This is a genomic window from Thauera sp. SWB20 (assembly GCF_000831325.1).
Lineage (GTDB): Bacteria > Pseudomonadota > Gammaproteobacteria > Burkholderiales > Rhodocyclaceae > Thauera > Thauera aminoaromatica.
In genome coordinates this window covers 66,338-92,738 of the sequence record NZ_JTDM01000016.1, presented here as the reverse complement: position 1 = coordinate 92,738, position 26,401 = coordinate 66,338, and the positions used below count along the sequence as shown (strand labels likewise).

The 26,401-nt window shown below is 70.1% G+C and carries 21 protein-coding genes; 8 read left to right on the top strand and 13 right to left on the bottom strand.

Annotation, left to right across the window (positions count from 1 at the left end; genetic code table 11):
* Nucleotides 1-220 precede the first annotated feature (220 nt).
* The 4 genes from PO78_RS07910 to glmU form a co-directional block, all read right to left on the bottom strand.
* Entirely contained in the window at nucleotides 221-676 is a 456-nt protein-coding gene (locus tag PO78_RS07910; protein WP_012586033.1) for an RES family NAD+ phosphorylase, read from the bottom strand.
* Nucleotides 676-1,104 carry an antitoxin Xre/MbcA/ParS toxin-binding domain-containing protein gene (locus tag PO78_RS07905; protein ID WP_043743077.1) on the bottom strand — a complete coding sequence of 143 codons (429 nt, stop codon included), beginning with the start codon at nucleotides 1,102-1,104 and terminating at the stop codon, nucleotides 676-678. The genes PO78_RS07910 and PO78_RS07905 overlap by 1 nt, the downstream gene beginning before the upstream one ends.
* 71 nt (nucleotides 1,105-1,175) lie before the next feature.
* Nucleotides 1,176-3,002 (bottom strand): glutamine--fructose-6-phosphate transaminase (isomerizing), encoded by a 1,827-nt coding sequence (gene glmS, locus PO78_RS07900; RefSeq protein WP_012586034.1) that lies wholly within the window; start codon nucleotides 3,000-3,002, stop codon nucleotides 1,176-1,178.
* Between the two features lie 71 nt (nucleotides 3,003-3,073).
* Nucleotides 3,074-4,435, bottom strand: a complete 1,362-nt coding sequence (gene glmU / locus PO78_RS07895) for a bifunctional UDP-N-acetylglucosamine diphosphorylase/glucosamine-1-phosphate N-acetyltransferase GlmU (RefSeq protein ID WP_043743075.1) — start codon at nucleotides 4,433-4,435, stop codon at nucleotides 3,074-3,076.
* Nucleotides 4,436-4,709: 274 nt separating this feature from the next.
* Between glmU and PO78_RS07890 the strand changes: the two genes are divergently transcribed.
* The 3 genes from PO78_RS07890 (at nucleotide 4,710) to ggt (ending at nucleotide 9,380) form a co-directional block, all read left to right on the top strand.
* The gene (locus tag PO78_RS07890) at nucleotides 4,710-6,116 is read left to right on the top strand and encodes a bifunctional enoyl-CoA hydratase/phosphate acetyltransferase (RefSeq protein WP_040828345.1); all 1,407 of its coding nucleotides are present in this window, start codon (nucleotides 4,710-4,712) and stop codon (nucleotides 6,114-6,116) included.
* Entirely contained in the window at nucleotides 6,113-7,297 is a 1,185-nt protein-coding gene (locus PO78_RS07885) for an acetate/propionate family kinase (protein ID WP_043743072.1), read from the top strand. The genes PO78_RS07890 and PO78_RS07885 overlap by 4 nt, the downstream gene beginning before the upstream one ends.
* A 343-nt stretch (nucleotides 7,298-7,640) precedes the next feature.
* Complete coding sequence (gene ggt / locus PO78_RS07880; RefSeq protein WP_043743070.1) at nucleotides 7,641-9,380, top strand: gamma-glutamyltransferase; 1,740 nt, start codon at nucleotides 7,641-7,643, stop codon at nucleotides 9,378-9,380.
* 104 nt (nucleotides 9,381-9,484) lie between these two features.
* Here ggt and PO78_RS07875 read toward each other — a convergent pair whose 3' ends face one another.
* The 7 genes from PO78_RS07875 to ftsY form a co-directional block, all read right to left on the bottom strand.
* Complete coding sequence (locus PO78_RS07875; RefSeq protein ID WP_004299302.1) at nucleotides 9,485-11,236, bottom strand: diguanylate cyclase domain-containing protein; 1,752 nt, start codon at nucleotides 11,234-11,236, stop codon at nucleotides 9,485-9,487.
* Between the two features lie 67 nt (nucleotides 11,237-11,303).
* Nucleotides 11,304-13,184: an ABC transporter ATP-binding protein gene (locus PO78_RS07870; RefSeq protein ID WP_004299304.1), complete on the bottom strand. Its 1,881-nt coding sequence runs from the start codon at nucleotides 13,182-13,184 to the stop codon at nucleotides 11,304-11,306.
* A 137-nt stretch (nucleotides 13,185-13,321) separates the two neighbouring features.
* Entirely contained in the window at nucleotides 13,322-14,881 is a 1,560-nt protein-coding gene (gene ahpF / locus PO78_RS07865) for an alkyl hydroperoxide reductase subunit F (protein ID WP_004299305.1), read from the bottom strand.
* Between the two features lie 131 nt (nucleotides 14,882-15,012).
* Entirely contained in the window at nucleotides 15,013-15,576 is a 564-nt protein-coding gene (gene ahpC, locus PO78_RS07860; RefSeq protein ID WP_004299307.1) for an alkyl hydroperoxide reductase subunit C, read from the bottom strand.
* Between the two features lie 232 nt (nucleotides 15,577-15,808).
* Nucleotides 15,809-16,705 (bottom strand): permease-like cell division protein FtsX, encoded by an 897-nt coding sequence (ftsX, locus tag PO78_RS07855; protein ID WP_004299309.1) that lies wholly within the window; start codon nucleotides 16,703-16,705, stop codon nucleotides 15,809-15,811.
* Nucleotides 16,702-17,400, bottom strand: a complete 699-nt coding sequence (locus tag PO78_RS07850; protein WP_004299311.1) for a cell division ATP-binding protein FtsE — start codon at nucleotides 17,398-17,400, stop codon at nucleotides 16,702-16,704. The genes ftsX and PO78_RS07850 overlap by 4 nt, the downstream gene beginning before the upstream one ends.
* Nucleotides 17,397-18,596 (bottom strand): signal recognition particle-docking protein FtsY, encoded by a 1,200-nt coding sequence (gene ftsY / locus PO78_RS07845; protein ID WP_420544427.1) that lies wholly within the window; start codon nucleotides 18,594-18,596, stop codon nucleotides 17,397-17,399. Before ftsY ends, PO78_RS07850 begins: the two co-directional genes overlap by 4 nt.
* Nucleotides 18,597-19,045: 449 nt before the next feature.
* Between ftsY and PO78_RS07840 the strand changes: the two genes are divergently transcribed.
* Genes PO78_RS07840 through PO78_RS07820 form a run of 5 tightly spaced genes read left to right on the top strand, consistent with a single transcriptional unit; the run spans nucleotide 19,046 to nucleotide 23,180 of the window.
* Entirely contained in the window at nucleotides 19,046-20,458 is a 1,413-nt protein-coding gene (locus tag PO78_RS07840; RefSeq protein ID WP_043743248.1) for a M16 family metallopeptidase, read from the top strand.
* A 26-nt stretch (nucleotides 20,459-20,484) separates the two neighbouring features.
* On the top strand, nucleotides 20,485-21,888 hold the full coding sequence (locus PO78_RS07835; RefSeq protein WP_043743066.1) for a M16 family metallopeptidase: 1,404 nt from the start codon (nucleotides 20,485-20,487) through the stop codon (nucleotides 21,886-21,888).
* Complete coding sequence (gene rsmD / locus PO78_RS07830; protein WP_012586042.1) at nucleotides 21,885-22,424, top strand: 16S rRNA (guanine(966)-N(2))-methyltransferase RsmD; 540 nt, start codon at nucleotides 21,885-21,887, stop codon at nucleotides 22,422-22,424. The genes PO78_RS07835 and rsmD overlap by 4 nt, the downstream gene beginning before the upstream one ends.
* The gene (gene coaD / locus PO78_RS07825) at nucleotides 22,421-22,909 is read left to right on the top strand and encodes a pantetheine-phosphate adenylyltransferase (RefSeq protein ID WP_004308339.1); all 489 of its coding nucleotides are present in this window, start codon (nucleotides 22,421-22,423) and stop codon (nucleotides 22,907-22,909) included. The genes rsmD and coaD overlap by 4 nt, the downstream gene beginning before the upstream one ends.
* 19 nt (nucleotides 22,910-22,928) lie before the next feature.
* Nucleotides 22,929-23,180 carry a YfhL family 4Fe-4S dicluster ferredoxin gene (locus tag PO78_RS07820; RefSeq protein WP_004308341.1) on the top strand — a complete coding sequence of 84 codons (252 nt, stop codon included), beginning with the start codon at nucleotides 22,929-22,931 and terminating at the stop codon, nucleotides 23,178-23,180.
* Between the two features lie 90 nt (nucleotides 23,181-23,270).
* Here PO78_RS07820 and PO78_RS07815 read toward each other — a convergent pair whose 3' ends face one another.
* Entirely contained in the window at nucleotides 23,271-25,235 is a 1,965-nt protein-coding gene (locus tag PO78_RS07815) for a dynamin family protein (protein ID WP_004308343.1), read from the bottom strand.
* A 163-nt stretch (nucleotides 25,236-25,398) separates the two neighbouring features.
* Entirely contained in the window at nucleotides 25,399-26,217 is an 819-nt protein-coding gene (mutM, locus tag PO78_RS07810; protein ID WP_004308346.1) for a bifunctional DNA-formamidopyrimidine glycosylase/DNA-(apurinic or apyrimidinic site) lyase, read from the bottom strand.
* Nucleotides 26,218-26,401 lie beyond the last annotated feature (184 nt).

The following is a 26,401-nucleotide window of genomic DNA, read 5'->3' as shown; positions in this document are numbered from 1 at the left end:
GATGGGTGTCGGGTCTGGCGGGACAACGCCATCCCAAGACTGCGCGGACCAGACCGGTCAACCTGGACGCCCGCGAGAATGGATGCCACGGATCGAACTCCGTCGTGACCTTCGTACCCTTCACCACCGTGATCAACACGAACGCCCAACCCGCGTCGCGTCACAAACATCCGCCTCGCCCCCGGACGTTCTGCGGCCGTGGTCTTGTGAGGCTAAGCCCTCACCCGAACAGCCGCCGATCCCACACCACCGCCTCCGGCGCACCCACCCTCACCCTGGAAAAATCCGGGTGCGCCGGGTTCACGACCGCATTGAACTCCAGCCGCGCCACCACCGACGGCACCACCAGCACCAGGCTTCGCCTCGACGCCAGCCAGTCGTCGCCGAACTGCCGCGCCGCGCCGCTATCTTCTGCATCCCAGCCGTCGGGCAAGCTCGCCTGCTCATGCCGCTCGACCAGCGCATCCTCGTCGGGCACCTCGGCGATCACGATCTGCTGCGTGCCGGGAATGCGTCCGATGCCGGCATGGGCGAGGATCTCGAGCATCGCGCAGGCGGAACTCAAAGAACCATAGATGGCGGGATGCCCCGGGCTGTTCCAGCGCCCGCCCAGCAGCGCGGCGCCGGTTCCGTCCCAGATCGGGTGACGCCGGTCGGCGATGCGGTAGACGCGCATCAGGCGGCGATGCCGTAGAAGAACCTCCACAGCAGGGTCTCGACCCGGCGCGCGCCCAGCTCGGTCATCGCGACCTCGAGCGGAGGCTGCCCGCCCAGCATCGCGTGCGGTGCGTGCAGGAAGGCGAGCGCGTCCTCGTCCGAGTTCCAGACGTGGCGGGCGGTGGCATAGACGCGGGCGAGGCGCTCGATCTTTGCGGATTCGGTGGGGCTGAGACGGTCGCGGCGGCGCTTGAAGGTGGCTTCGGGAACGACGCGGTGGAGCAGGATGCGGCGCTCGTCGGGGTTGCGCCCCAGGCGCTCGACGCCTGCCTTGAGGGCGGCCTTGGGGAGGCCTTCGGCGACTTGCTCGTCGAGTTCGGCAAACGAGTGCGGCGCCGGCGCGAGCGCCATCACTGCGGCGATCTGCTCAGGGGTGACGAGTTGCACGGCGGCGGCTCCGGTATCACATGACGACCTGAATATGGATCATGTGATACCGGATATCAAGTACTACGTCTTCACTCGACAGTGACCGACTTCGCGAGGTTGCGGGGCTTATCCACGTCCGTCCCCTTCACCAGCGCCGCGTGGTACGACAGCAGCTGCAGCGGGATCACGTGCAGCACCGGCGACAGCATGCCGTAGTGCTCGGGCATGTGCAGGATGTGCACGCCTTCCGACTCGGGGATCTCGCTGCCCGCGTCGGCGAAGACGTAGAGCTCGCCGCCGCGCGCGCGGACTTCCTGCAGGTTGGACTTGAGCTTTTCGAGCAGCTCGTCGGCCGGGGACACGGCGATCACCGGCATGTCCTTGTCCACCAGGGCGAGCGGGCCGTGCTTGAGCTCGCCGGCGGCGTAGGCTTCGGCGTGGATGTAGGAGATCTCCTTGAGCTTGAGCGCGCCTTCCATGGCGATCGGCCAGTGGCTGCCGCGGCCCAGGAAGAGCGCGTGCTCCTTGCCGGCGAAGCGCTGCGCCCACTGCTCGATCTCGGGCTCGAGCTCGAGCACCTTCTGCACCGCGACCGGCAGGTGGCGCAGCGCGGCGAGGCGGCGCTCCTCGTCTTCGGCGGACAGGCGGCCGTTGATCTTGGCGAGCGCGAGCGTGAGCAGCGCGAAGGCGGCGAGCTGGGTGGTGAAGGCCTTGGTGGAGGCGACGCCGATCTCGGGGCCGGCGCGGGTGATGAAGCGCAGCGCGGTCTCGCGCACGATGGCGGATTCGGGCACGTTGCAGATCGCCAGCGTGCGCTGCATGCCGAGCGCCTTGGCGTGCTTGAGCGCGGCCAGGGTGTCGGCGGTCTCGCCCGACTGCGAGATGACCACGACCAGGGTGTCGGGGTCGGGGACGGACTCGCGGTAGCGGTATTCGCTGGCGATCTCGACGGTGACCGGCAGCTTGGCGATGGATTCGATCCAGTAGCGCGCGACCAGGCCGGCGTGGTAGCTGGTGCCGCAGGCGAGCACGAGCACGCGGCGCACGCCGTCGAAGACTTCGCCCGCGCGCGCGCCGAAGTGCTGCGGGGTGATGCCGGCGCCGCCGGCGATCAGCTCCAGCGTCTGCGCCAGGGCCTGCGGCTGCTCGAAGATCTCCTTCTGCATGTAGTGGCGGAACTTGCCGAGTTCGACCGCGTCGGCCGACAGGCTGGAGATGTGCACCTCGCGCTCGACCGGGCTGCCGTCGGAGCGGATGACGATGTAGCTGTCGCGGCGCAGCTCGGCGAGGTCGCCGTCTTCCAGATAGACGATCTTGCGCGTGACCTGCAGCAGCGCGGCGGTGTCGGAGGCGGCGTACATGCCGTCCTCGCCGATGCCGAGCAGCAGCGGCGAGCCGCGGCGCGCGACGATGACGCGGAAGGGGTCGGCCTCGGCGACCACGCCGATGGCGTAGGCGCCGACGAGCTCGTTGGTGGCCTGGCGCACGGCCTCGAAGAGGTCGGTGTTGGCCTGCAGCTTGTAGTGGACGAGGTGGGCGATGGCCTCGGTGTCGGTCTCGGACTCGAAGACGTAGCCCTTGCCCTGCAGGTCGGCCTTGATGGATTCGAAGTTCTCGATGATGCCGTTATGCACCACGGCGAGGCCGCCCGAGATGTGCGGGTGGGCGTTGCGCTCGGAGGGCACGCCGTGGGTGGCCCAGCGCGTGTGCGCGATGCCGATGTGGGCGGAGAGCTGGCGCGCATCGGCGAGCGCAGCGAGCTCGGCCACGCGGCCGCAGGAGCGCAGGCGGGTGAGCTCGCCGGCGAGCACGGCGAGGCCGGCCGAGTCGTAGCCGCGGTACTCGAGCTTGCGCAGGCCCTCGAGCAGGACCGGGACGACGTTGTTGGTTGCGATTGCGGTGACGATGCCACACATGGCGGGGCTTCCTTGTCGGTCTTTGGATTCGGTGCGGAGGGCGGGGCGGGCGAATCGGCTGGCGGAGGGGCTCAGCGCGGCTGCTTGACCGGGCGCTTCCAGTGTTCGAGGCTGATCTGCTTGCTGCGCGACACGGTGAGCTGGCCGGCGGGGGCGTCCTTGGTGAGCGTGGTGCCGGCGCCCAGGGTGGCGCCGCGGCCCACGCGCACCGGCGCGACGAGCTGGGTGTCGGAGCCGATGAAGACCTCGTCCTCGATGATGGTGCGGTGCTTGTTGGCGCCGTCGTAGTTGCAGGTGATGGTGCCGGCGCCGATGTTGACCTTGCTGCCGACGTCGGCGTCGCCCACGTAGGCCAGGTGGTTGGCCTTGGAGTGGTCGGCGATGACGCTGTTTTTGACCTCGACGAAGTTGCCCAGATGCACGTCGGCGCCGAGCACGGTGCCCGGGCGGGTGCGGGCGTAGGGCCCGATCACGCAGGCCTGGCCCATGGTGGTGCTGTCGACGTGGCTGAAGGGCTCGAGCCGGGTACCGGCGCCGATGCGGGCGTCGCGGACGACGCAGTTGGCACCGATGCGTACGCCGTCGCCGAGCTCGACCTCGCCTTCGAAGACGCAATTGACGTCGATCTCGACGTCGCGCCCGACCGTGAGCGTGCCGCGCACGTCGATGCGCGCCGGGTCGATCAGCGTGACGCCCTCTTCCATCAGGCGGCGGGCGATGTTGCCCTGGTGGATGCGCTCGAGCTCGGCGAGCTGCATCTTGTTGTTGACGCCCAGCGTCTCGGCGAAGGCGTCGGGCTGCACGGTCGTCACCTCGACGCCGTCGGCCACGGCCAACCCGATGATGTCGGTGAGGTAGTACTCGCCCTGGGCGTTGTCGTTGCCGATGCGGCCGAGCCAGGCGCGCAGGTGGCGGACCGGGGCGACCAGGATGCCGGTGTTCACCTCGCGCACCTTGCGCTCCTCGTCGGAGGCGTCCTTCTCCTCGACGATGCGCACCACCTTGCCGGCGGCGTCGCGCAGGATGCGGCCGTAGCCGGTCGGGTTGTCCATCTCGACGGTGAGCAGCGCCAGGCGCGCGTCGCCGGCGGCGGCGACCAGGCGGCGCAGCGTGGGCACGCCGATCAGCGGCACGTCGCCGTACAGCACCAGGGCCACGTGCTCGTCGTCGAGGTGGGGCAGCGCCTGCTGCACCGCATGACCGGTACCGAGCTGCGGCTCCTGCCGCGCCCAGGCCAGGTCGACGGCATCGAGGCGCTCGCGCACCACTTCACCCCCATGGCCGTACACCACGCAGACGCGCTGGGCGTCGAGCGTGCGGGCGGCATCGAGCACGTGGGCCAGCATCGGCTTGCCGGCGATGGGTTGGAGGACCTTGGGCAGGACCGAGCGCATGCGCTTGCCCTGGCCGGCAGCGAGAACGACGACTTGCATGGTTGATTCCGTGGCGAAATGAGGATTCGACAGGTTTCGGGCGCACAACCGACCCCATCCGCGCCCGCAGATCGTAAAAACGCGCGGAGTCTAGCACGCGACCCGCGCAGCCAATCGTGAGCAATCGCATGGTGCGGGCATGAAAAACATCCGCGCCGCAAGGAAACGTGCGTGTGATTGACGCATTGCACAATTCGATCGTTTTAGCGCATGTGGCAGTCACATACAAGGTCTAGAATCGCGTGTTGCAATGCATCCAAGAACGAGAGTTGCCATGAAAGCTCCTGCCGCACAACAGATGATCCAGAACCGCACCTTCGACGAGATCCAGGTGGGCGACTTCGCCCAGCTCGTCCGCACGCTGCGCCCCGAGGACATCCACCTGTTCGCCGCCATGTCGGGCGACGTCAACCCGACCCACGTCGATCTCGAATACGCACGCTCCAGCCAGTTCCGCGAGGTCGTCGGCCACAGCATGTGGGGCAGCACGCTGATCTCCACCGTGCTCGGCACCGAGTTCCCCGGCCCCGGCACGGTGTACGTGTCGCAGGGGCTGAACTTCTGGCGCCCGATCACGATCGGCGACACGCTGACGATCACGGTCACCTGCAAGGAAAAGTTCGAGCACAACCACCACATCATCTTCGACTGCCTGGCGGTGAACCAGGACGGTCTCAAGGTGATCGACGGCATCGCCGAGGTGATGGCGCCGACCGAGAAGATCTCGCGCGCGCGCGTCGTGCTGCCCGAGGTCACCGTGTCCGACCGCGAGCTGCGCTACCGCCACCTGCTGTCGGTGTCGGCCGGCCTGTCGCCGATCCCGATCGCGGTGGCCCACCCCTGCGACCGCGAATCCCTGCTCGGCCCGGTCCAGGCGGCACGCGCCGGCCTGGTCGAGCCGATCCTGGTCGGCCCCGAGTCGCGCATCCGCGCCGTGGCCGAAGAACACGAGATCGACATCAAGGGCCTGCGCATCGTCGACACCGAACACAGCCACGCCTCGGCCGAGGTGGCCGTCGCCCTGTGCCGCGACGGCGGCGCCGAGGCGCTGATGAAGGGCTCGCTGCACACCGACGAGATGATGAGCCAGGTGATCAAGCACCTGCGCACCGGCCGCCGCATCAGCCACGTCTTCCTCGCCGACGTGCCGACCTACCCGCACCCGCTGATGATCACCGACGCGGCGATCATGATCGAGCCCACGCTCGAGGATAAGGTCGACATCATCCAGAACGCGATCGAGCTCGCCCACATCCTCGGCCTGCCCGAACCCAAGGTGGCGATCCTGTCGGCGGTCGAGACCGTGACCTCGAAGATCCGCTCGACGATCGACGCCGCCGCGCTGTGCAAGATGGCCGACCGCGGCCAGATCAAGGGTGGCCTGCTCGACGGCCCGCTCGCCTTCGACAACGCGGTGTCGCTGGTCGCCGCGAAGACCAAGGGCATCAAGTCGGTGGTGGCCGGCAACGCCGACATCCTGGTGGTGCCCGACCTCGAGTCCGGCAACATGGTCGCCAAGCAGCTCGAATATCTCGCCAACGCGCTGATGGCCGGCGTGGTGCTGGGCGCGCGCGTGCCGATCGTGCTGACCAGCCGTGCCGACACCGCCGAGACGCGCACCGCGTCGTGCGCGGTCGTGCAGCTGATGGCCCACAAGAAGCGCGAGGCCCTGAAGGCATGAAGGCCGTCCTCGTTCTCAATGCGGGCTCGTCGAGCCTGAAGTTCGCGCTCTACCCGGTCGACGGTGACGTGGCCGCCGCGCCGGCGGTGTCCGGCCAGGTCGAAGGCATCGGCGCCAGACCCGAGGTCACCTTCAAGACCGCCGCGGGCGAACGCATCCAGGAGCCGGTGGTGACCGGCGGCAGCCAGGGCGAACAGCATCGCGACGCGCTCGAGCACGTCTTCGCGCTGCTCGTCCGCCACAACCCGGCGCTCGACATCGTCGCCGCCGGCCACCGCATCGTGCACGGCGGCGAGCACTACAGCGCGCCGACCCGGCTGGACGAGGCGGTGCTGCGCACGCTCGACACCTTCGTGCCGCTCGCCCCGCTGCACCAGCCGCACAACCTGCGCGCGGTGCGCGCGGTCGCCACGCTGATGCCGCAGGTGCCGCAGGTGGGCTGCTTCGACACCGCCTTCCACCGCACCCAGCCGGCGGTCGCGCAGGCCTTCGCGCTGCCGCGCAGGCTGTCGGCCGAGGGCATCAAGCGCTACGGCTTCCACGGCCTGTCCTACGACTACGTCGCGCGCCAGCTGCCGGCAGTGGTCGGCGAGCGCGCCCGCGGCGCGGTGGTGATCGCCCACCTCGGCAACGGCGCGTCGATGTGCGCGCTGCGCGACGGTCGCAGCGTCGCGTCGACGATGGGCTTCACCGCGGTCGAGGGCCTGATGATGGGCACCCGCACCGGCAGCCTCGACCCCGGCGTGATGCTCTACCTGATGGAGCAGAAGGGCATGGACGCCAAGGCGCTCACCAGCCTGCTCTACAAGGAATCGGGCCTGCTCGGCGTGTCGGGCATCAGCCAGGACATGCGCACCCTGCTCGCCTCCGACGCCCCCGAGGCCAAGGAAGCGGTGGGCCTGTTCTGCTACCGCATCGCGCGCGAGCTCGGCTCGCTGGCTGCGGCGGCGGGCGGGCTGGACGCGCTGGTGTTCACCGGCGGCATCGGCGAGCACGCCGCGCCGGTGCGCGAGAAGGTGGCCGCGCTGGCGGCGTGGATGGGCATCGAGGTCGACCCCGCCGCCAACGCCGACCACGCCCGCCGCATCGACACCGCGGCCAGCCGCGTCGCGGTCGCCGTGGTGCCGACCAACGAAGAGCGCATGATCGCGCGCTACACGGCGGAGACGCTGGGGCTGTAGGCGGCGCGGGCGGCGCGCATCGGCCAGCGCCGGCGCGCCGCGCTTCATCCATCGGCCGGATCGCGACTTGCGTCGCTCCTACAAGACCCCCGCCGGATCGCGACTCGCGTCGCTCCCACAAGACCCCGCCGGATCGCGACTTGCGTCGCTCCTACGCCCCGCATGCGGGCACGGGGGTCGGGGGCGCTGTGGGAGCGACGCAAGTCGCGATCGCGGCCTCTCGACCCGCGCAGTCCGCCCTCCCCGCGCGATCCTTTCGCCCCAATCCACCCGGGTATTCCCGCCTTGGGCATACCCTGCGGCCGGTGCTACCGTCATGCTCCCCAGCACGACGGAGCACACCATGAAAAGGCAAACCCTCCTCGCCACCGCGCTCATGATGGCGGCGTTCGGCGCCCTGGCGAAGCAGCCGGTCGACACCGGCCACGGCGGCGCGGTCGCCACCATCTCGCACGAGGCCAGCCTGGCCGCGATGCAGATCCTCGATGCCGGCGGCAACGCCATCGACGCCGCGGTGGCCGCGGCGGCCGCGCTCGGCGTCACCGACCCGTTCAGCTGCGGCATCGGCGGCGGCGGCTTCATGCTGATCTACTCCGCGAAAGACCGGCGCGTGATCTCCATCGACCACCGCGAGGTCGCCCCGGCGAGCTTCCACCCCGGCGTCTTCCTCGACGCCGAGGGCAAGGAGATGGACTGGAAGGCCACGGTGCCCAACGGCATCTCGGTCGGGGTGCCCGGCACGGTGCGCGGCTGGCACGAGGCGCTGACGCGCTACGGCACGATGGGCTTCGACAAGGTGCTCGCGCCCGCCATCCGCGTGGCCGAAGAAGGCTTCGCGGTCGGCCCCAACTTCCACCGCATCAACAAGATCAACGAGGCCAAGTTCGCGCGCTTCTCCACCGCGTCGGCGCTCTACCTGCAGGACGGCAAGGCGCTGCCGGTGGGCACGCGTTTCCGCAACCCCGAGCTCGCGCAGACCTACCGCGATATCGCGCGCGGCGGGGTGAAGGCCTTCTACGAGGGCCCGATCGCGGCGAGCATGGTGGCGGCGGTGAACCACCCGCCGGTCACGCCCGGCACGAGCGTGATCGCCGGCGGCCTCACCATGGCCGACCTGAAGGACTACGAGGCGCGCATCCGTCCGCCGATACGTTCGACCTATCGTGGCTACGAGATCCACGGCATGCCTGCGCCCTCGAGCGGCGGCATCGCGATCGCGCAGGCGCTCAACCTGCTTGAGACCTTCGACCTCGCCGGCAAGCCGCGCGCCGAGATCGAGCACCTCTACCTCGAGGCCTCGCGCCTGGCCTTCGCCGACCGCAACGCCTACGTGGCCGACGAGGAGTTCGTGGATGTGCCCAGGGACGGCCTGCTGTCGAAGGCCTACGCGCGCGAGCGCGCGCGGCAGATTGGCGCCGGCGCGGCGCCGGGCAAGGTCGCGGCGGGCGATCCCTACCCCTTCGAGGACGACCGCTCGGTGCCGCTGCGCCCGCAGCCGAAGCCGCTCGCGCAGGAGTCGATGCATACCACCCACCTCACGGTGTCCGACCGCGAGGGCAACGTGGTCGCCTACACCTTCACCATCGAGGACTGGGGCGGCAGCGGCATCGTGGTGCCGGGGCGCGGCTTCCTGCTCAACAACGAGCTCACCGACTTCGACTTCAGCGGCCCCCACCCCAACCTGCCCGAGGCCTTCAAGCGCCCGCGCTCGAGCATGAGCCCGACCATCGTGCTGAAGGACGGTGCGCCCGCGTTCACGATCGGCTCGCCCGGCGGCTCGACCATCATCACCACCGCGCTGCAGACCATCGTCAATCACGTCGACCTGGGCATGAGCCTGGCCGACGCGCTCGCCGCCCCGCGCATGAGCCAGCGCAACGGCGAGACGACCCTGGTCGAGACCCTGCTTGGCTTCCCGGGCAGCGAGCAGGCCAAGGCGCTGGAGGCGAAGGGCCACAAGTGGCGCGAGACCGACCAGATCGGCGCCGCCAACGCCATCCGCTTCAACCCCGACGGCACGGTGACCGCGGTCAGCGAGCCGCTGCGCCACGGCGGCGGCAGCGCGATCGTGCAGAAGCAGTGAGGCGGCACCAGCCCGGGCGCGAAGACCGGGCCGCGCGGCGCGAATCGCGGCCGCGGCCTGCCGGGGGCGCCTGCAGGGCCGGCGTCCTTGTCGAAACCGAACCTTCAGGCCGGCTCGCCGTGGAAGCGGAAGCCGCCGCGGCCATCGTGCTTGACGGCATAGAGCGCGGCGTCCGCGCGGCGCTGCAGTTCCCCGGCGTCGGCGTCGTCCTGCGGACCGAGGGCGATGCCGACCGAGGCGCCGATGTGCGCGACGCCCTCGCCGAGCTCGAAGGGCAAGGCCATGGCGGCGCAGATGCGCTCGGCCACCTCGGCGGCATCCTCGCGGCCGCCGACCTCGCCGAGGATCACCGCGAACTCGTCGCCGCCCAGGCGCGCCACCGTGTCGGAGGCGCGCACGCACAGTTCCAGGCGGCGGCCGACCTCGACCAGCAGCGCGTCGCCGGCGAGGTGGCCGAAGCGGTCATTGACGCCCTTGAAGTGGTCGAGGTCGACCAGCATCAGCGCGAAACGCTCGCCATGGCGTAGCGCGCTGGCGATCGCCGACTGCAGCCGATCCTCGAACAGGCGGCGGTTGGGCAGGCCGGTGAGCGCATCGTGGTTGGCGCGGAAGCGCAGCTTCTCCTCGGTCTGCTTGCGCGAGGTGATGTCGGTCATCGTGGCGACGAAGCCCTCGGGCGCGTCGGCCTCGCCGATCCGCACCGCCGACATCCACTGCACGTACAGGTCGCCGTCCTTGCGCCGGTTCCACACCTCGCCCTGCCAGCGTCCGGCGGCGGCCAGCGTGGCGAGGAGCTCGCGGAAGAAGGCCCGGTCGTGGCGCCCCGAGCCGAGCATGGACGGCTTGCGGCCAAGGACTTCTTCGGCCGCGTAGCCGGTGATTTCGCAGAAGGCGGGGTTCACCTGGACGATGCGCAGCGCGGCGTCGAGCAGCATGATGCCCTCGGCGGCACTGTCGAAGATCGCGCGGTAGCGCGACTCGCTCGCCGCCAGGCGCTGCTCGCTGCGCCGGTGCAGGTCGACCTCGCCGGCGAGGCGGCGGTTGGCCTCGGCGAGTTCGACGGTGCGCCGCTCGATCAGACGCTCCTGCTCGGCGTTGATCCGCCGCACCTGGACGACATGGCGCCGGTTGGCACGCAGCAGGCCGTGCATCAGGCCGGCGGCGAGCAGCCCGGCGAGCAGATAGACGAAGACCGCGCGCATGCGCAGCTGATCGCGCCGGGCGATCAGCACCTCGGCAGGCATCGTCACCGAGATGCCGCCGCGGATGTCGCCCACCTGGTAACCCTGCTCTGCATGACACTGCAGGCAGGGCTCGCGCACCAGCAAGGGTGCCATGTAGCGATGCGCCGGGCCGCTTCCGCCCTCGCCGCCGCCCTCCACCAGCGCCAGCACCTCGGTCTCGCCGGCCTCGAACCGCGCGAGCGCCATCGCCTCCCAGGCGTCGGGACGGTTCTCGGGTCGGATCGGCTTGAGGCTGGTGAGGTGCAGGCGCGCGCCCTCCGCGTGCAGGGCGAGGTCGGCGATCTGCCGCGTCATGTAGGCCGGGTTGACCATGGTCAGGCGCACGCCGTCGGTGGTCTGCAGGTCGCGCGCCGGGTGCTTCAGCCAAGGGTTCGGCTGGGTGCTCTCGTCCACCACGACATACACCCCGCCATGCCTGGCGTTCCACTCGCGGGTGGTCTGGATCAGCGAGAACAGCGCCGCACCGCGTTCGCGGGCGATCGCGACGACGCTGCGGTCGATCAGCCGCCATTCGAGCACCAGCAACGTTCCGAACAGCAGCGCGCCGCAGAGGTAGATGAGCGCGACGACGCGCAGGGGATGCGCATCGCCGGATGCGGACTCCGACGCCATGTCATCGCCTCCGGTGGTCATGCTTCATTCTATGGAGAAAGCGCGCATGGAAGCGTGACACCTTTCCTCACGCGGGGCAGGCGGGATGAAGCGGCGTGCCGTCCTCGGCCTCCTCGCCGAGGAAGCCGCCGCTCTGGTGCGCCCACAGCCGCGCATAGAGGCCGCCGCGGGCGAGCAGGCTGTGGTGGTCGCCCTCCTCCACGATGCGGCCCTTGTCCATCACCACCAGGCGATCCATCGCCGCGATGGTGGACAAGCGGTGCGCGATCGCCACCACGGTCTTGCCTTCCATCAGGCGATACAGGCTGGCCTGGATGGCGGCCTCGACCTCGGAGTCGAGCGCGCTGGTGGCCTCGTCGAGCAGCAGGATGGGCGCGTCCTTCAGCATCACGCGCGCGATCGCGATGCGCTGGCGCTGGCCGCCGGAGAGCTTCACGCCGCGCTCGCCGACGTGGGCGTCGTAGCCGCTGCGACCCTTGGGGTCGGTAAGGCCGAGGATGAACTCGTGCGCCTCGGCCCGCTTCGCGGCGGCGATCATGTCGGCGTCGGTGGCGTCGGGGCGGCCGTAGAGGATGTTGTCGCGCACCGAGCGGTGCAGCAGCGAGGTGTCCTGGGTGACCATGCCGATCTGCGCGCGCAGGCTGTCCTGCGTCACGCCGGCGATGTCCTGGCCGTCGATCAGGATGCGGCCCTGCTCGAGATCGTAGAAGCGCAGCAGCAGGTTCACCAGGGTCGACTTGCCCGCGCCCGAGCGCCCGACCACGCCGATCTTCTCGCCCGGACGGATGGTCAGCGTGAAGTCGTCGATCACCCGCCGCGCCTGCGGCCCGGTGGCGCCGTAGGCGAACACGAGCCGCTCGAAGCGCACCTCGCCGCGGCTCACCACCAGCGCCTTGGCGTCGCTGCGGTCGACCACCGCATGCGGGCGCGACAAGGTGTTGATGCCGTCCTGCACGGTGCCGACGTTCTCGAACAGCGAGGCCATCTCCCACATCACCCAGTGCGACATGCCGTTCAGGCGCAGCGCCATCGCGGTCGCCGCCGCCACCGCGCCGACCCCGACCTCGCCCTGGCTCCACAGCCACAGCGTCGTGCCGCCGGTGGCGAGGATCAGCCCCATCGACAGGCTGTGATTGACGATCTCGATGCCGCTCACCAGGCGCATCTGCGCATGCACGGTGCCGAGGAACTCCTGCATCGCGCCGCGCGCGTAGCCGGCCTCGCGGCCGGCGTGGGAGAACAGCTTGACGGTGGCGATGTTGGTGTAGGCGTCGGTGATGCGCCCGGTCATCAGCGCGCGCGCGTCGGCCTGGGCGCGCGACACCTTCGACAGGCGCGGCACGAACCAGCGCAGCGCCAGCACATAGAGCGCCAGCCAGCCGAGGAAGGGTGCGAGCAGCCAGGCGTCGAAGCTCGCCACCACCGCGGTCATGGTGAAGAAGTAGATGCTCACGAACACCAGGATGTCGGTAAGGATCAGGCAGGTGTCGCGCACCGCGAGCGCGGTCTGCATGACCTTGGCCGACACCCGGCCGGCGAACTCGTCCTGGTAGAAGCTCATGCTCTGGCCGAGCATCAGGCGGTGGAAGCGCCAGCGCAGCCGCATCGGGAAGTTGCCCGCCAGGCTCTGGTGCTTGAGCAGGGTCTGCACCGCCACCAGCACGATGCTGCCGAGGATGATGGCCGCGAGCAGCAGCAGGGTTCCGCCTTCGTCCGCCCACAGGCGCGCGGGCTCGACCGCGGCCAGCCAGTCGACCACGCGGCCGAGCATGGCGAACAGCAGGGCCTCGAAGGCGCCGATGGTCGCGGTGAGCAGCATCATGCCGAGGATGAAGGGCCGCATGCCCTCGGTGCCCGCCCACAGGAAGGCGAAGAAGCCGCGCGGCGCGGGGCCGGGGGCGGCTTCGGGATAGGGGTCGACGCGGCGTTCGAACCAGCTGAAAGGCACGGCGGCTCTCCGTGATGGGTCCGGCCTGTGACCGGCCGGATGGGCCGCGGGTGCCCGCGGCAAAGCAAAAAGCCCCGCGCGTGGCGGGGCGGGGTTCGCGGCTGCCGCCACCCGCGCAGGAGGGCGGCGGGCCGGGCTTACATGGTCGGCGCGCTGCTGCGGATCAGGTGGTCGAAGGCGGACAGCGAAGCCTTGGCACCTTCGCCCATGGCGATGATGATCTGCTTGTACGGCACCGTGGTGCAGTCGCCGGCGGCGAAGATGCCCGGCACCGAGGTCTGGCCCTTGGCGTCCACGATCACCTCGCCGAAGCGCGACAGTTCGAGCGTGCCCCTGAGGAAGTCGGTGTTGGGCAGCAGGCCGATCTGCACGAAGATGCCTTCGAGCTCGAGACGGTGCTCGGCGTTGGTCTTGCGATCCTTGTACACCAGGCCATTCACCTTGTCGGCACCGGTGACCTCGGTGGTCTGCGCGCTCTTGATCACGCTGACGTTGGGCAGGCTGTAGAGCTTCTTCTGCAGCACGGCGTCGGCGCGCAGGTCGTCGGCGAACTCCAGCAGGGTCACGTGGGCGACCACGCCGGCGAGGTCGATCGCGGCCTCGACGCCGGAGTTGCCGCCGCCGATCACCGCCACGCGCTTGCCCTTGAACAGCGGGCCGTCGCAGTGCGGGCAGTAGGCCACGCCCTTGCCGCGGAACTCCTTCTCGCCGGGCACGTTCATCTCGCGCCAGCGCGCACCGGTGGCGACGATCACGGTCTTGGCCTTGAGGCTGGCGCCGTTCTCCATCTTCACCTCGTGCTGGTTCTCGCCCGGCACCACGCCGGCAACGCGCTGCAGGTTCATGACGTCGACTTCGTATTCCTTGACGTGCTCCTCCAGGCTGGCGACCAGCTTGGGGCCTTCGGTGTACTTCACCGAGATGAAGTTCTCGATCGCCAGCGTGTCCATGACCTGGCCGCCGAAGCGCTCGGCCACCACGCCGGTGCGGATGCCCTTGCGCGCGGCGTAGATCGCCGCCGCCGCGCCGGCCGGTCCGCCCCCCACGACGAGCACGTCGAAGGCCGGCTTCTCGGAGAGCTTCCTGGCGTCGCGCGCCGCGGCGCCGGTGTCGACCTTGGCGAGGATCTGGCCGAGCTCGAGGCGGCCCTGGTCGAACTCCTCGCCGTTCAGGTACACCGTCGGCACCGCCATGATCTGGCGCTCCTCGACTTCCTTCTGGAACAGCGCGCCATCGATCATGGTGTGGCGGATCTTCGGGTTGAGCACCGCCATCAGGTTGAGCGCCTGCACCACGTCCGGGCAGTTGTGGCAGGACAGCGAGATGTAGGTCTCGAAGTTCAGCTCGACGTCGAGGTTCCTGATCTGCTCGATCACCTCGGCCTCGACCTTGGGCGGGTAGCCGCCGGCCTGCAGCAGGGCGAGGATCAGCGAGGTGAATTCGTGGCCCATGGGCAGGCCTGCGAAGCGCACGCGCGCCTCGCCGCCGCGCGGTCCGACCGAGAACGAGGGCTTGCGTTCGTCGTCATCGCGACGCTCGACCAGGGTGATCAGCTTCGACTGCTCGGTGACGTCGTGCAGCAGCTCGAGCAGTTCCTTCGACTTCGGACCATCATCCAGCGACGCCACGATCTCGATCGGCTGCGTCACCCGCTCCAGGTAGGCTTTCAGTTGAGTCTTGATGTTGGCGTCCAGCATGATGGTCACTCCCCTTCTGTTTTGCGACCGCCGCTGTTTACGGCAGTCCGGATACGACGCAGCCGGCGCGTGGCCGGCTGCGGAGCTTGCGCCCCGGACCACGGCGGTCCGGGGAAAGGTGCAGCACTGCCTTAGATCTTGCCGACCAGGTCGATCGACGGGGCCAGCGTGGCTTCGCCTTCCTTCCACTTCGCCGGGCACACTTCGTTCGGGTGCGAGGCGACGTACTGGGCGGCCTTGAGCTTGCGCACGGTCTCGGTCACGTCACGGGCGATGGCGTTGTCGTGCACTTCCATCGTCTTGATGACGCCTTCCGGGTCGATCACGAAGGTGCCGCGCAGGGCCAGGCCGGCTTCCTCGATATGCACGCCGAAGGCGCGGGTCAGCTGGTGGGTCGGATCGCCGACCAGCGGGAACTTGGCCTTGCCGACGGCCGGCGAAGTCTCGTGCCAGACCTTGTGCGAGAAGTGGGTGTCGGTGGTGACGATGTAGACCTCTGCGCCGGCCTTCTGGAACTCGGCGTAGTGCTCGGCCGCGTCCTCGATCTCGGTCGGGCAGTTGAAGGTGAAGGCGGCCGGCATGAAGATCACCACGGACCACTTGCCCTTCATGCTCGCATCGGAGACTTCGACGAACTTGCCGTTGTGGAAGGCCTGGGCTTTGAACGGTTGAACCTGGGTGTTGATCAGCGACATCTGTAATCCTCCAGAAGGGTTGTTGGAACGGTTCGGTGCAACTCGATGGAGCAAAGTTTAGACCGGTTCCTTGAATTGCTCTAATTGATTATGGAGATCCAGTCGATTGGAGGTCCCTATGGACTCGCGATTACCGGAGTGCATCGTCGATCGCGCCGCCACCGCCCGGGACAACGTCCGCGGGCAGCGTGCAAACGACGATCGAATGTAACTGGGGACGGATGACGAAAGTTCAAGTGCCGGCGAGATGCCGCCGCACCGAGATCGCCGCGCCCAGCCAGCCGAGGAAGGCCGCGAAGGCGACGATCGCCAGGCTGGCCTCGGGCTCGGGCCCGCTCAGCGCGAAGACGGCGCCGTAGGTCTCGGCGAGCCGCGCCACCGGGGCGGCGAGCGCCTCGATGCCGAGCGCCATGGTGCCGAGCGCGACGAGACCGCCGAGCGCGCCCTGCAGGCCGCCGAACCAGTAGAAGGGGCGGCGGATGAAGGGATCGGTGGCGCCGAGCAGCCGGCTCACCGCGATCTCCTGGCGCTGGGTGAGGATCTGCAGGCGAATGGTGTTGAAGGTGACCACCACCAGCGCGAAGCCGAGCAGGCCGGCGAGCATCAGCACCGCCGAACGTCCAAGCCCGAGCAGCGCATGCAGGCGCTCGACCCAGGCCGAGTCGAGCTGCACGTGCGCCACCTTGGGCCAGGAGCGCATGCGCTCGGCCATGCGCTCGAACAGCGCCGGATCCTCGCGGCGCGGCGCGAGCACGAAGGCGTCGGGCAGCGGGTTGGCCTTGAGCCCGCCGAGCACGTCGCCCAGGCCTGCAGCCTCGAGCTGGCGCAAGCCCTCGTCGCGTGGCACGAAGCGGTAGCTGGCGAGTTCGCTCTCGCCTTTCAGGCGCTGCTCGATCGCGGCGACCTCGGCCGCGCCGGCGTTCATGTCCAGGAACAGGCTGATCTCGGGCGTGCCGGAGACGCCGCGCGCCAGCGAGCCGAGGTTGTCGAGGAGCAGGTAGCCGCCGCCCGGCAGCGACAGCGCGATGCCGACCACCAGTGCCGACAGCAGGGTGCCTACGGGCTGCGACACCAGCCGGTGCAGTGCGTGACGGATCGCACGCAGGTGCAGGTAGAACCAGTTGATCACGCCGCAACCTCCTCCTGCGCCGGCCGTCCGCCCGGGCGCGAGTCCTCGACCAGCTGCCCCTTGGCCAGCACGAGCCGGCGCGGCCGGCTGGCGGCGAACAGGCTGGCGTCGTGGGTAGACACGAGCACGGTGACGCCGGCCTGGTTGAAGGAGCGGAACAGTGCCGCGATGTCGGCGGCGTAGGCGGGGTCGAGGTGGGCGGTGGGCTCGTCGGCGATGAGGATCGACGGCCGGTTGACGATCGCGCGCGCGATCGCCACGCGCTGCTGCTCGCCGCCCGACAGACCCGCCGGCATCTCCTTGCCACGCCCGTCCAGGCCCACGCGCTCGAGCGCGGCCGCCACCCGCTTCGCGGCGTCGGCCGCGGGGTGGCCGGTGATCACCAGCGGCAGCATCACGTTGTCGTAGACGTTGCGGTCGAACAGCAGCCGGCTCTCCTGCAGCACCAGGCCGAGGTTGCGGCGCAGGTAGGGGATGGCCGTGCGCGGCAGGTGCGACACGTCCTGACCGTTGATCAGCACACGACCGGCGGTCGGGCGCTCGATGACCGGGATGAGCTTGAACAGCGTGCTCTTGCCCGCGCCGGAATGGCCGGAGAGCACGACCAGCTCGCCATGGCGGATCTCGAAGCTGACGCCCGCCAGCGCCGTGTAGCCGCCCGCATAGCGCTTGGCCACGTCCTCGAAGACGATCATCTGCGCGCTTCCGCTCCCGCCTTGACCGCACCGGCACCCGGCTCGAAGAGCGCATCGACGAACTCGCGCGCCTTGAACGGCTGCAGGTCGTCGATGCCCTCGCCGACGCCGATGAAGCGCAGCGGCTTGGGGCACTGGCGCGCGATCGCCGCCAGCACGCCGCCCTTGGCGGTGCCGTCGAGCTTGGTGACCACCAGGCCGGTGACGCCGATCGCCTTGTCGAAGGCCTTCACCTGGGCGAGCGCGTTCTGGCCGATGTTGGCGTCGAGCACCAGCAGCACCTCGTGCGGCCCGCTCGGGTCGGCCTTGGCGATCACCCGGCGCACCTTGGCGATCTCTTCCATGAGGTGGAGCTGGGTGGGCAGGCGGCCGGCGGTGTCGGCGAGCACGACGTCGATCTTGCGCGCACGTGCGGCGTTGATGGCGTCGAAGATCACCGCCGCGGCGTCGCCGCTGTCCTGCGCCACCACGGTGACGTTGTTGCGCTCGCCCCAGGTCATCAGCTGCTCGCGCGCGGCGGCGCGGAAGGTGTCGCCCGCGGCGAGCAGCACGCTCTTGCCATGGGCCTGGAAGTACTTGGCCAGCTTGCCGATCGAGGTCGTCTTCCCGGAGCCGTTGACGCCCGCGATCATGATGATGAAGGGGCGATGACCTGCGACCTCGAGCGGCGCTTCGAGCGGCGCGATGATCTCGTGCAGGCCGTCGGCGAGCGCCTTCTGCAGCTGGTCGGCGGTCTCCAGGCGGTCGCGCTTCCAGCGCCGGCGCAGGTCGTCGATCAGGTGCTGGGTGGCGTCGACGCCGCAGTCGGCCATCAGCAGGGTGGATTCGAGCTCCTCGAGCAGGTCCTCGTCGATCTTGCGCAGGCCGAACAGGCTCGCCAGCCCTCCGCCGATCTGGTTTCGAGTGCGCGCGAGGCCGGCCTTGAGGCGCTCGGTCCACGACTTCTTCGCGACCGCGGCGGCGGCCGCGGACGGCTCCGGCTCCGGCTCCGGCTCCGGCTCCGGCTCCGGCTCCGGCTCCGGCTCCGGCTCCGGCTCCGGCTCCGGTTCGGCTTCGGGTTCGGGTTCGGCTTCGGGTTCGGACTCGGCTTCGGGTTCGGACTCGGCTTCGATCGCCGGCTCGACCGCGACGGGGGCTTCGGGCGTCGGCTCGCCCGGGGGTTCCGGCTGCGGCTCGGGCACGGCTTCGGCTGGCACCTGCGCAGCGGGCTCCGGCTCGGCAAGGGCCGCCGCCTCGGCGGCCGGCTGAGCAGGGGATTCGGGCAGCGCAGCGGGCTCGACCGGCGCTGCGGTCGCGTCGATCTCCGCCGCGTCGCGACGCGCAGCCTCGGCCGCCGAGGCCTCCGCGGGCGCTTGCGGCGCCGGCGCGCCGGCGAGGTCTTCGGCGCGGACCTCGGAGGCAGTCTGCTCCTCGGCAGCCTGCTCGGCGGGCCTGGCCTCGTCGACAGACTTGCCGAACTTCTTCTTCAGGAAACCAAACATGAAACGCTCGGGTCAGAGGGGACGTTTTGCGTCGGCGCACGCGGCCCGGCAAGCATGGGCGCGCACCGCCGATCACGCTAAGATGCGGCTCCCCGGCACTGGCTGCGCCATGCGCAGCGGGCCTCGCGGAGTGCCGCGGATTCTAACAGATGCAGGACAACTCCATGTTTCGCCTCCCCCCCGCCCTCCGCCTCGCCCGCCTGCCCGGAAGCCGCTTCGCACGCGGGCTCCTCCTCGGCGCGACGCTCTCCGCCGCGCTCGCCCCGCCCGTCCTCGCCAACCCCTTCGAGACCACGCTCGCCAACGGCATGAAGCTGATCGTCAAGGAGGACCGCCGCGCACCCTCGGTGGTGCACATGGTGTGGTACCGCACGGGTGCGATGGACGAGCCGGACGGCGTCTCGGGCGTGGCCCATGTGCTCGAGCACATGATGTTCAAGGGCACGAAGGAGGTCGGCCCGGGCGAGTTCAACCGCCGCGTGGCCGCCGTCGGCGGGCGCGACAACGCCTTCACCGGCAAGGACTACACGGCCTACTTCCAGCAGGTGCCGCCCGCCCACCTGCCGGCGATGATGGCGCTCGAGGCCGACCGCATGAAAAACCTCGTGCTCACCGACGAGGAGTTCGCGCGCGAGATCGAGGTGGTCAAGGAGGAGCGCCGCCTGCGCACCGACGACCAGCCGCGCGCGCTCGTGTTCGAGCAGCTGATGGCCACCGCCTACCAGGCCCACCCCTACCGCCGCCCGGTGATCGGCTGGATGCCCGACCTCGAGGCCATGCGGCCGGAAGACGCGCGCACCTGGTACCGGCGCTGGTACGCGCCCAACAACGCGTACCTGGTGGTCGTGGGCGACGTCGACCACCGCGAGGTGTTCCGCCACGCCGAGCAGACCTACGGCGCCCTCCCCGCCGGCGAGCTGCCCGCCCGCCGCATCTCCCCCGAACCGGCGCAACGCGGCCCGCGCGCCTCGACGGTGAAGGCCCCCGCCGAGCTGCCCTATCTCGCCATGGCCTGGCACGTGCCCGCGCTGCGCGATCCCGCCAACGACCGCGAGGCCTTCGCGCTCGACGTGCTCGCCGCCGTGCTCGACGGCTACGACGGCGCCCGCCTCACCCGCGGCCTGGTGCGCGACCAGCGCATCGCGGTCAGCGTCGGTGCCAGCTACGACACCGGCAACCGCGGCCCGGCGCTGTTCTACCTGCACGGCGTGCCCGCCGCCGGCACCAGCCCGGAGGCGCTCGCCGAGGCCTTGCGCGCCGAGCTGCGCCGTATCGCCGACGAAGGCATCAGCGCCGCGGAGCTCGCGCGCGTGAAGACGCAGGCGATCGCCGCCCAGGTATATAAGCGCGACTCGCTGATGGGCCAGGCGATGGAGATCGGCCACCTCGAATCCGCGGGCCTGTCCTGGCGCGACGAGGACAGGCTGCTCGATGGCCTGCGCGCGGTCACCGCCGAGGAGGTGCAGGCGGTAGCGAAGCGTTACTTCGACGACGCCAGCCTCAACACCGCCCGCCTCGATCCGCAGCCGCTCGGCGACAAGCGCCCGCGCTCGTCCTTCGCCGCCCCGCGCCACTGAAGCGCAACGCCCACGAAATGCCCGCCATGACCGCAGAAACCCCCAGCCTCGAGCGCTCCCCCACCCGCCCCCGCCGCCTCCATCTCCTGCGCACCGCCGCGTTCGTACTTGGTGCCGGCGCGGCGGCCGGCGCGCTCGCCGCCCCCGAGATCATCGAATGGACCGCGCCCACCGGCGCGCGGGTGCACTTCGTCGAGAGCCGCGCGCTGCCGCTGGTCGACATCCAGATCTCCTTCGCTGCCGGCGGCGCGCTCGACCCCGAGGGCAAGGCCGGGCTGGCTAGCATGACCCAGGCCCTGCTCGACGCCGGCGCCGGCGGGCTCGACGAGCAGACCATCGCCGACCGCAAGGCCGATCTCGGCATCGAGCTCTCCGGCGGCACCGACAACGACCGCGCCAGCATGGCGCTGCGCAGCCTGTCCTCGCCCGCCGAGCTCGACGCCGCAGTCGAGCTCGCCGCCACCCTGCTCGCCCGTCCCGACTTTCCCGCCGCGGTGCTCGAGCGCGAGCGCAGCCGCGCGATCGCCGGCCTGCGCGAGGCGCTGACCAAGCCCGCCACGCTCGCCGCGCGCCAGTTCAACGCCGCGCTCTACGCCGGCCACCCTTATGGCCACGACAGCACGCCGGAGTCGCTCGCCGCGATCGGGCGCGACGACCTGGTCGACTTCCATCGCCGCCACTACGGCGCCAACCGCGCCACGGTAGCGATCGTCGGCGACGTGGACCGCGCCGCCGCCGAGCGCATCGCGGTCCGCCTCACCGCGGGCCTGCCCGCGACGCAGGCCGCCATGCCGCTGCCGGCGCCCGCGCCCACCACGGCCCGGACCTTGCGCATCCCGCACCCCTCGGCGCAGGCCCACATCCTCGTCGGCCAGCCCGGCATGGCGCGCGAGGACGCCGACTACTTCCCCTTGCTGGTGGGCAACTACGTGCTCGGCGGTGGCGGCTTCGTGTCGCGGCTGACCGCCGAGGTACGCGAGAAGCGCGGTTTTGCCTACAGCGTGTACAGCGCGCTGTCGCCACAGCAGGTCGCCGGCCCCTTCCAGATCGGCCTGCAGACGCGCGGAAGCCAGGCCGAGGAAGCGCTCGCGGTGGTGCGGGCGACGCTCGCGGGCTTCCTCGCCGACGGCCCCAGCGCCGAGGAGTTGCAGGCCGCCAAGGACAACCTGATCAATGGCTTCGGCCTGCGTCTCGACTCCAACGCCAAGCTGCTCGACTACGTGTCGATGATCGGCTTCTACCGCCTGCCGCTCGACTGGCTGGAGCGCTACCCGCAGCAGGTCGCCGCGGTTGACGTCGCCGCGGTGCGCGCGGCCTGGCAACGCCGCATCCGCCCGGAACAGCTCGTCACCGTGATCGCCGGCGGCGACGGCGACCGTCCCGCGGCGGCGGGTGCGTCCACCACGCCCCCCGCGGAAGCCGCGCAGTGAGCCGGGTCCGCATCGTCGGCGGACAGTGGCGCTCGCGCCTGCTCGACGTGGCCTCGGTGCCAGGCCTGCGCCCGACGCCCGACCGCGTGCGCGAGACCCTGTTCAACTGGCTGGGCCAGGACCTCGACGGCCACGCCTGCCTGGACCTCTTCGCCGGCACCGGCATCCTCGGCTTCGAGGCCGCCTCACGCGGCGCCGCCCGCGTCGTCCTGGTCGAGCACGACGCGCGCGCGCTCGACGCACTGCACAAGGCGGCAAAGACCCTACAGGCGGCGCAAGTAGAGATCGTGCGCGGCGATGCGGTAAGATTCGCGCAATCCACGCCGCAGCGTTTCGACGGCGTGTTCCTCGATCCGCCCTACAAGCAGGGCTGGATCGAGCGGGTGTCGCCTTGGCTGGACCGGCTGGTCCGTCCCGAGGGATGGCTCTATGTCGAATCCGAAGTCGCCGTGGACAGCCTCGGCGCATGGCGCGCGGTCAAGCAGGGCCGCGCCGGGCAGGTCCATTTCCATCTCATGCGCAGGAGCGAGGAATGAAGGAAGCGATCGCGGTCTATCCGGGCACCTTCGACCCGTTCACCCGCGGCCACGAGGATCTCGTGCGGCGCGCCTCGATCCTGTTCGAGAAGGTCGTCGTCGCGGTCGCGCGCAGCAACAGCAAGAACCCGATCTTCGGACTGGAGGACCGGGTCGACATCGCACGCGATGCCGTCTCAGCCTTTCCCAACGTCGAAGTGGTCGGCTTCGACTGCCTGCTGATGGAATTCCTCCAGCAGCAGGATGCGCGCGTGATCATCCGCGGGCTGCGTGCGGTATCCGACTTCGAATACGAATTCCAGATGGCAGGGATGAACCGCAAGCTTTATCCGGACGTCGAGACGGTGTTCCTGACGCCCGGTGAAGAATTCATGTTCATCTCCGCCACGATGGTGCGGGAGATCGCCCGCCTCGGCGGCGACGTGAGCAAGTTCGTGCAGCCCAGGGTGCTCGCACGGCTGCAGGAAAGACTCAAATCAAAGTAAACGCAAGGAAGCGAAGACCATGGCTCTGATGATTACCGACGAATGCATCAACTGCGACGTCTGCGAACCGGAGTGCCCCAACGGCGCCATCTACCAGGGCGAAGAGATCTATGAGATCGACCCCAACAAGTGCACCGAGTGCGTCGGCCACTTCGACGAGCCGCAGTGCCAGCAGGTGTGCCCGGTGGACTGTATCCCGCTCGACCCCAAGCGCGAGGAGACCAAGGACCAGCTGATGGCCAAGTTCCTCAAGCTGACCGGCAAGGCCTGATCACACCCGGCGGGAGCCCATCCCGCCGCACGAGACGACGGGGGCGGCCATCGGCGCGCCCCCGTCCGCTTTATTGCATGCGCGCGCCGCTCAGGCGGCCGCACGCACGCCCGTCACAGGCGTGTTGGCGGGCACGTCGAGCGCGTCGGCGACCGCGGCCTCGAGGTTGTCGAGCTCGTCCAGCAGCGCGCGCAGCGCCTCCTCGCCCTGCATCAACTCCTCCACGCGGCTCTCCAGCGTGTCGGTGGCCTCGTGGATGCGCTTGACGCTCTCGAGCCGGCGCTTGAGCTGGATCTGGTACTCGCGCACCTGGGTCTCCAGCGGCGACATCACCGCGCGCAGCCACTGCTCGACGTCGCGGTTGGCGAGCTCGAAGGTCTGGCGCGCCTGCACCGCGACGGTCTCGAAGAACTTCTGCGTGAGCGCGTGCTTCTCGGTGGTGACCAGGGTCAGCGCGGTGTTGATCTGGCGGTTGAAGGCCGTCTCCAGGCGCTCGAGCTCCTTCTCGTAGCGCAGCGTCGAGAAGCCTTCGGGTGCGGTGAGCTTGAGGCCGTGCTCGACGCTGAAGCGCTTGTACATGGCGTCGAGCATGCGGGTGATCTCGCCGATCTCCTCGGTAGAGCGCTGCAGGTTGCCACGCAGGCTGCGGAAATAGCCCTGCATGGCGTTGCGCAGCCCGCGCGTGAAGCTGGATTCGAGCATCGCCTCGCGCGTGCGCCGCGTCTCGTCGCGCACCGCGTCCAGGCCCATGTGCGCGAACAGGTTGTTGGCGAGGTCGGTGAACACCGTACGCACCGCGTAGTACTTCTGCAGACCCTGCTCGAACTCCTCCTTCTCGCTGCGGATCTTGCGCATCATGTATTCGATGACGCTCTGGTTCTTGCCGCGCAGGTCGGTAAGTTCCTGGAGCTGTTCGCGCAAGCCGGCCAGGCGCGCCTCGAGCAGGCTGCGCGTGGCGGCGGCGACCTCGGCGGACTCGGCGAGGATGTCCTCGCGCACGATCTCCTGCTTGGCGGGCAGCAGCCCCTCGGCGAGCGCACGCTCGAGCTGTGGCACACGGCTGCGCGCGAGCAGGGCCTCGTCGCCCTGGATGCGCGCCACCAGGCCCTTCTGCGCCGACACCGGGAACACTGCGGCGGGCTCGACGCCGAGGGTCGCGGCGACCGAGTCGACCTGGCGGCCGATCTCGGCTTCGATGCGCGCTTCGTCGCGCAGCCCGTCCCACAGCCCGTCGATCTTGTTGAGCACGACCAGGCGCCCGCGCTGGCGCTCGCTGCCAGCCTGCACGTAGTTGCGCCACACCGCGAGATCGCTCTGGGTGACGCCGGTGTCGGCGGCGAGGATGAACAGCACCGCGTGCGCATTCGGCAGCATCGACAGGGTGAGCTCGGGCTCGGCGCCGATCGCATTGAGGCCCGGCGTGTCGAGCACCACCAGGCCCTGCTCGAGCAGGGGATGCGGGAACTGGATGACGGCATGGCGCCAGCGCGGGATCTCGATGCGACCCTCGGCATCGGGACGGATGCCGTCGTCCCCTGCGGCATCGACGCGGAAGCCGAGCGCCTGCGCTTCGGCGACCTCGACCCGCTCGGTCTCGCCCACGCGCGCGAGCGCGGCCTGCAGGCCGGGGGCGTCGACCGCGTCAAGCGCGATCACGGTCCATTCTTCGGGATAGCGCTTGAGCTCGCTCACCGGCGTCTGTCGCGCGCGGCTGCGGATCGGCAGCAGACGCAGCTCGGGCTGCGCCCCCTTCTGCCACTGCAGCTCGGTCGGGCACATCGTGGTGCGGCCCGCGCTGGAGGGCAGGATGCGGTCGCCGTGGTCGGCGAAGAAAATCGCGTTGATGAGCTCGGATTTGCCACGCGAGAACTCGGCGACGAAGGCCACCGTGAGCTTGTCGTCGCGCAGGCGGTCGAGCAGGTATTGCAGGCGCATGTCCGCCTGGGCGTTGCCCACGTCGTTGCGCGCCAGCCACGCGCGCAGGCGGGCCACCGCGTCGCTGGCGTGGCCGCGCCAGCGGCTGTAGGCGGAAAACTGTTCGGTGAGATCGGTCATCGGCGTGCTCGTCCGGCAGGCGGGGGGGCGTCGGGCGCGCGCGAGGGCAAGGCCTCGCCGGCCCGCAGCGCAGAACATTATTCACCATAACCCGCTTCGCGGTTCGCGAGCGTGCCAAATTGCACGCCGCCTGCATGCCCCCCACCGGGGCATCGCCGTCCTTTCAGCTGCGGCGCTGGCAGCGCGGACAGAAGAAGCTCGCGCGTTGGGCGCTGACGATGCGCCGCACCGGCGTGCCGCACACCCGGCAGGACTCGCCGTCGCGACCATAGACGAAGTACTGCTGCTGGAAATAGCCTGGCCGGCCGTCGCCGCCGACAAAGTCGCGCAGCGTGCTGCCGCCGGCCGCGATCGCGGCGGCGAGCGTCTCGCGCACACAATCGACCAGGCGCGCGCAGCGTCGCGGCCCGAGCCGGCCGGCGGGCTCGAGCGGATGGATGCGGGCGCGGAAGAGGCTCTCGGAGGCGTAGATGTTGCCCACGCCGACGAGCTTGCGGCTGTCCATCAGCACATGCTTGATCGGCGCGCGCAGACCGCGCGTGATGCGCAGCAGCCAGTCGGCGTCGAAGCCGTCGCCGAGCGGCTCCGGCCCCAGGCCGGCGAGCAGCGGATGCGCCGCCACGTCGCCGGGCTGCCATACCACCATGCCGAAGCGGCGTGGGTCGCGCAGACGCAGCGCGCACTCGCCGAAGACAAAATCGACGTGGTCGTGCGCGCCCGCCGGCTCGGCCGCCGCGACCACGCGCAGGCTGCCCGACATCCCGAGATGCACGATCACCGTGCCCGCGGGAAAACGCAGCAGCAGGTACTTGGCACGCCGGTCGACCGCCTCGAGCCTGGCGCCCTCGATGTGCGCGGGCAGGTCGGCGGGCACCGCCACGCGCAGGCGCGGATTGCGCACCACCAGCCGGCTCAGGCTGCGGCCCTGGACGTGCGGCCGGATTCCACGGCAGGTGGTCTCGACTTCGGGCAGTTCGGGCATCGGGAAAGGAATCCGTGGGCTGCCCGCGCGCGGGCGCACACGGGGAACGGGTTGCGGCAGGGGCGGCGATCTGCCTACCATGGCATGAACCGAATTGTAGCCGAGCACTCGAAGCTTTCGCGGCACCCCCCGGCGGGTGCCAGGCGTTTCTTGCGCCGCGGCTCTGGCGCAACCCATCGAAGGT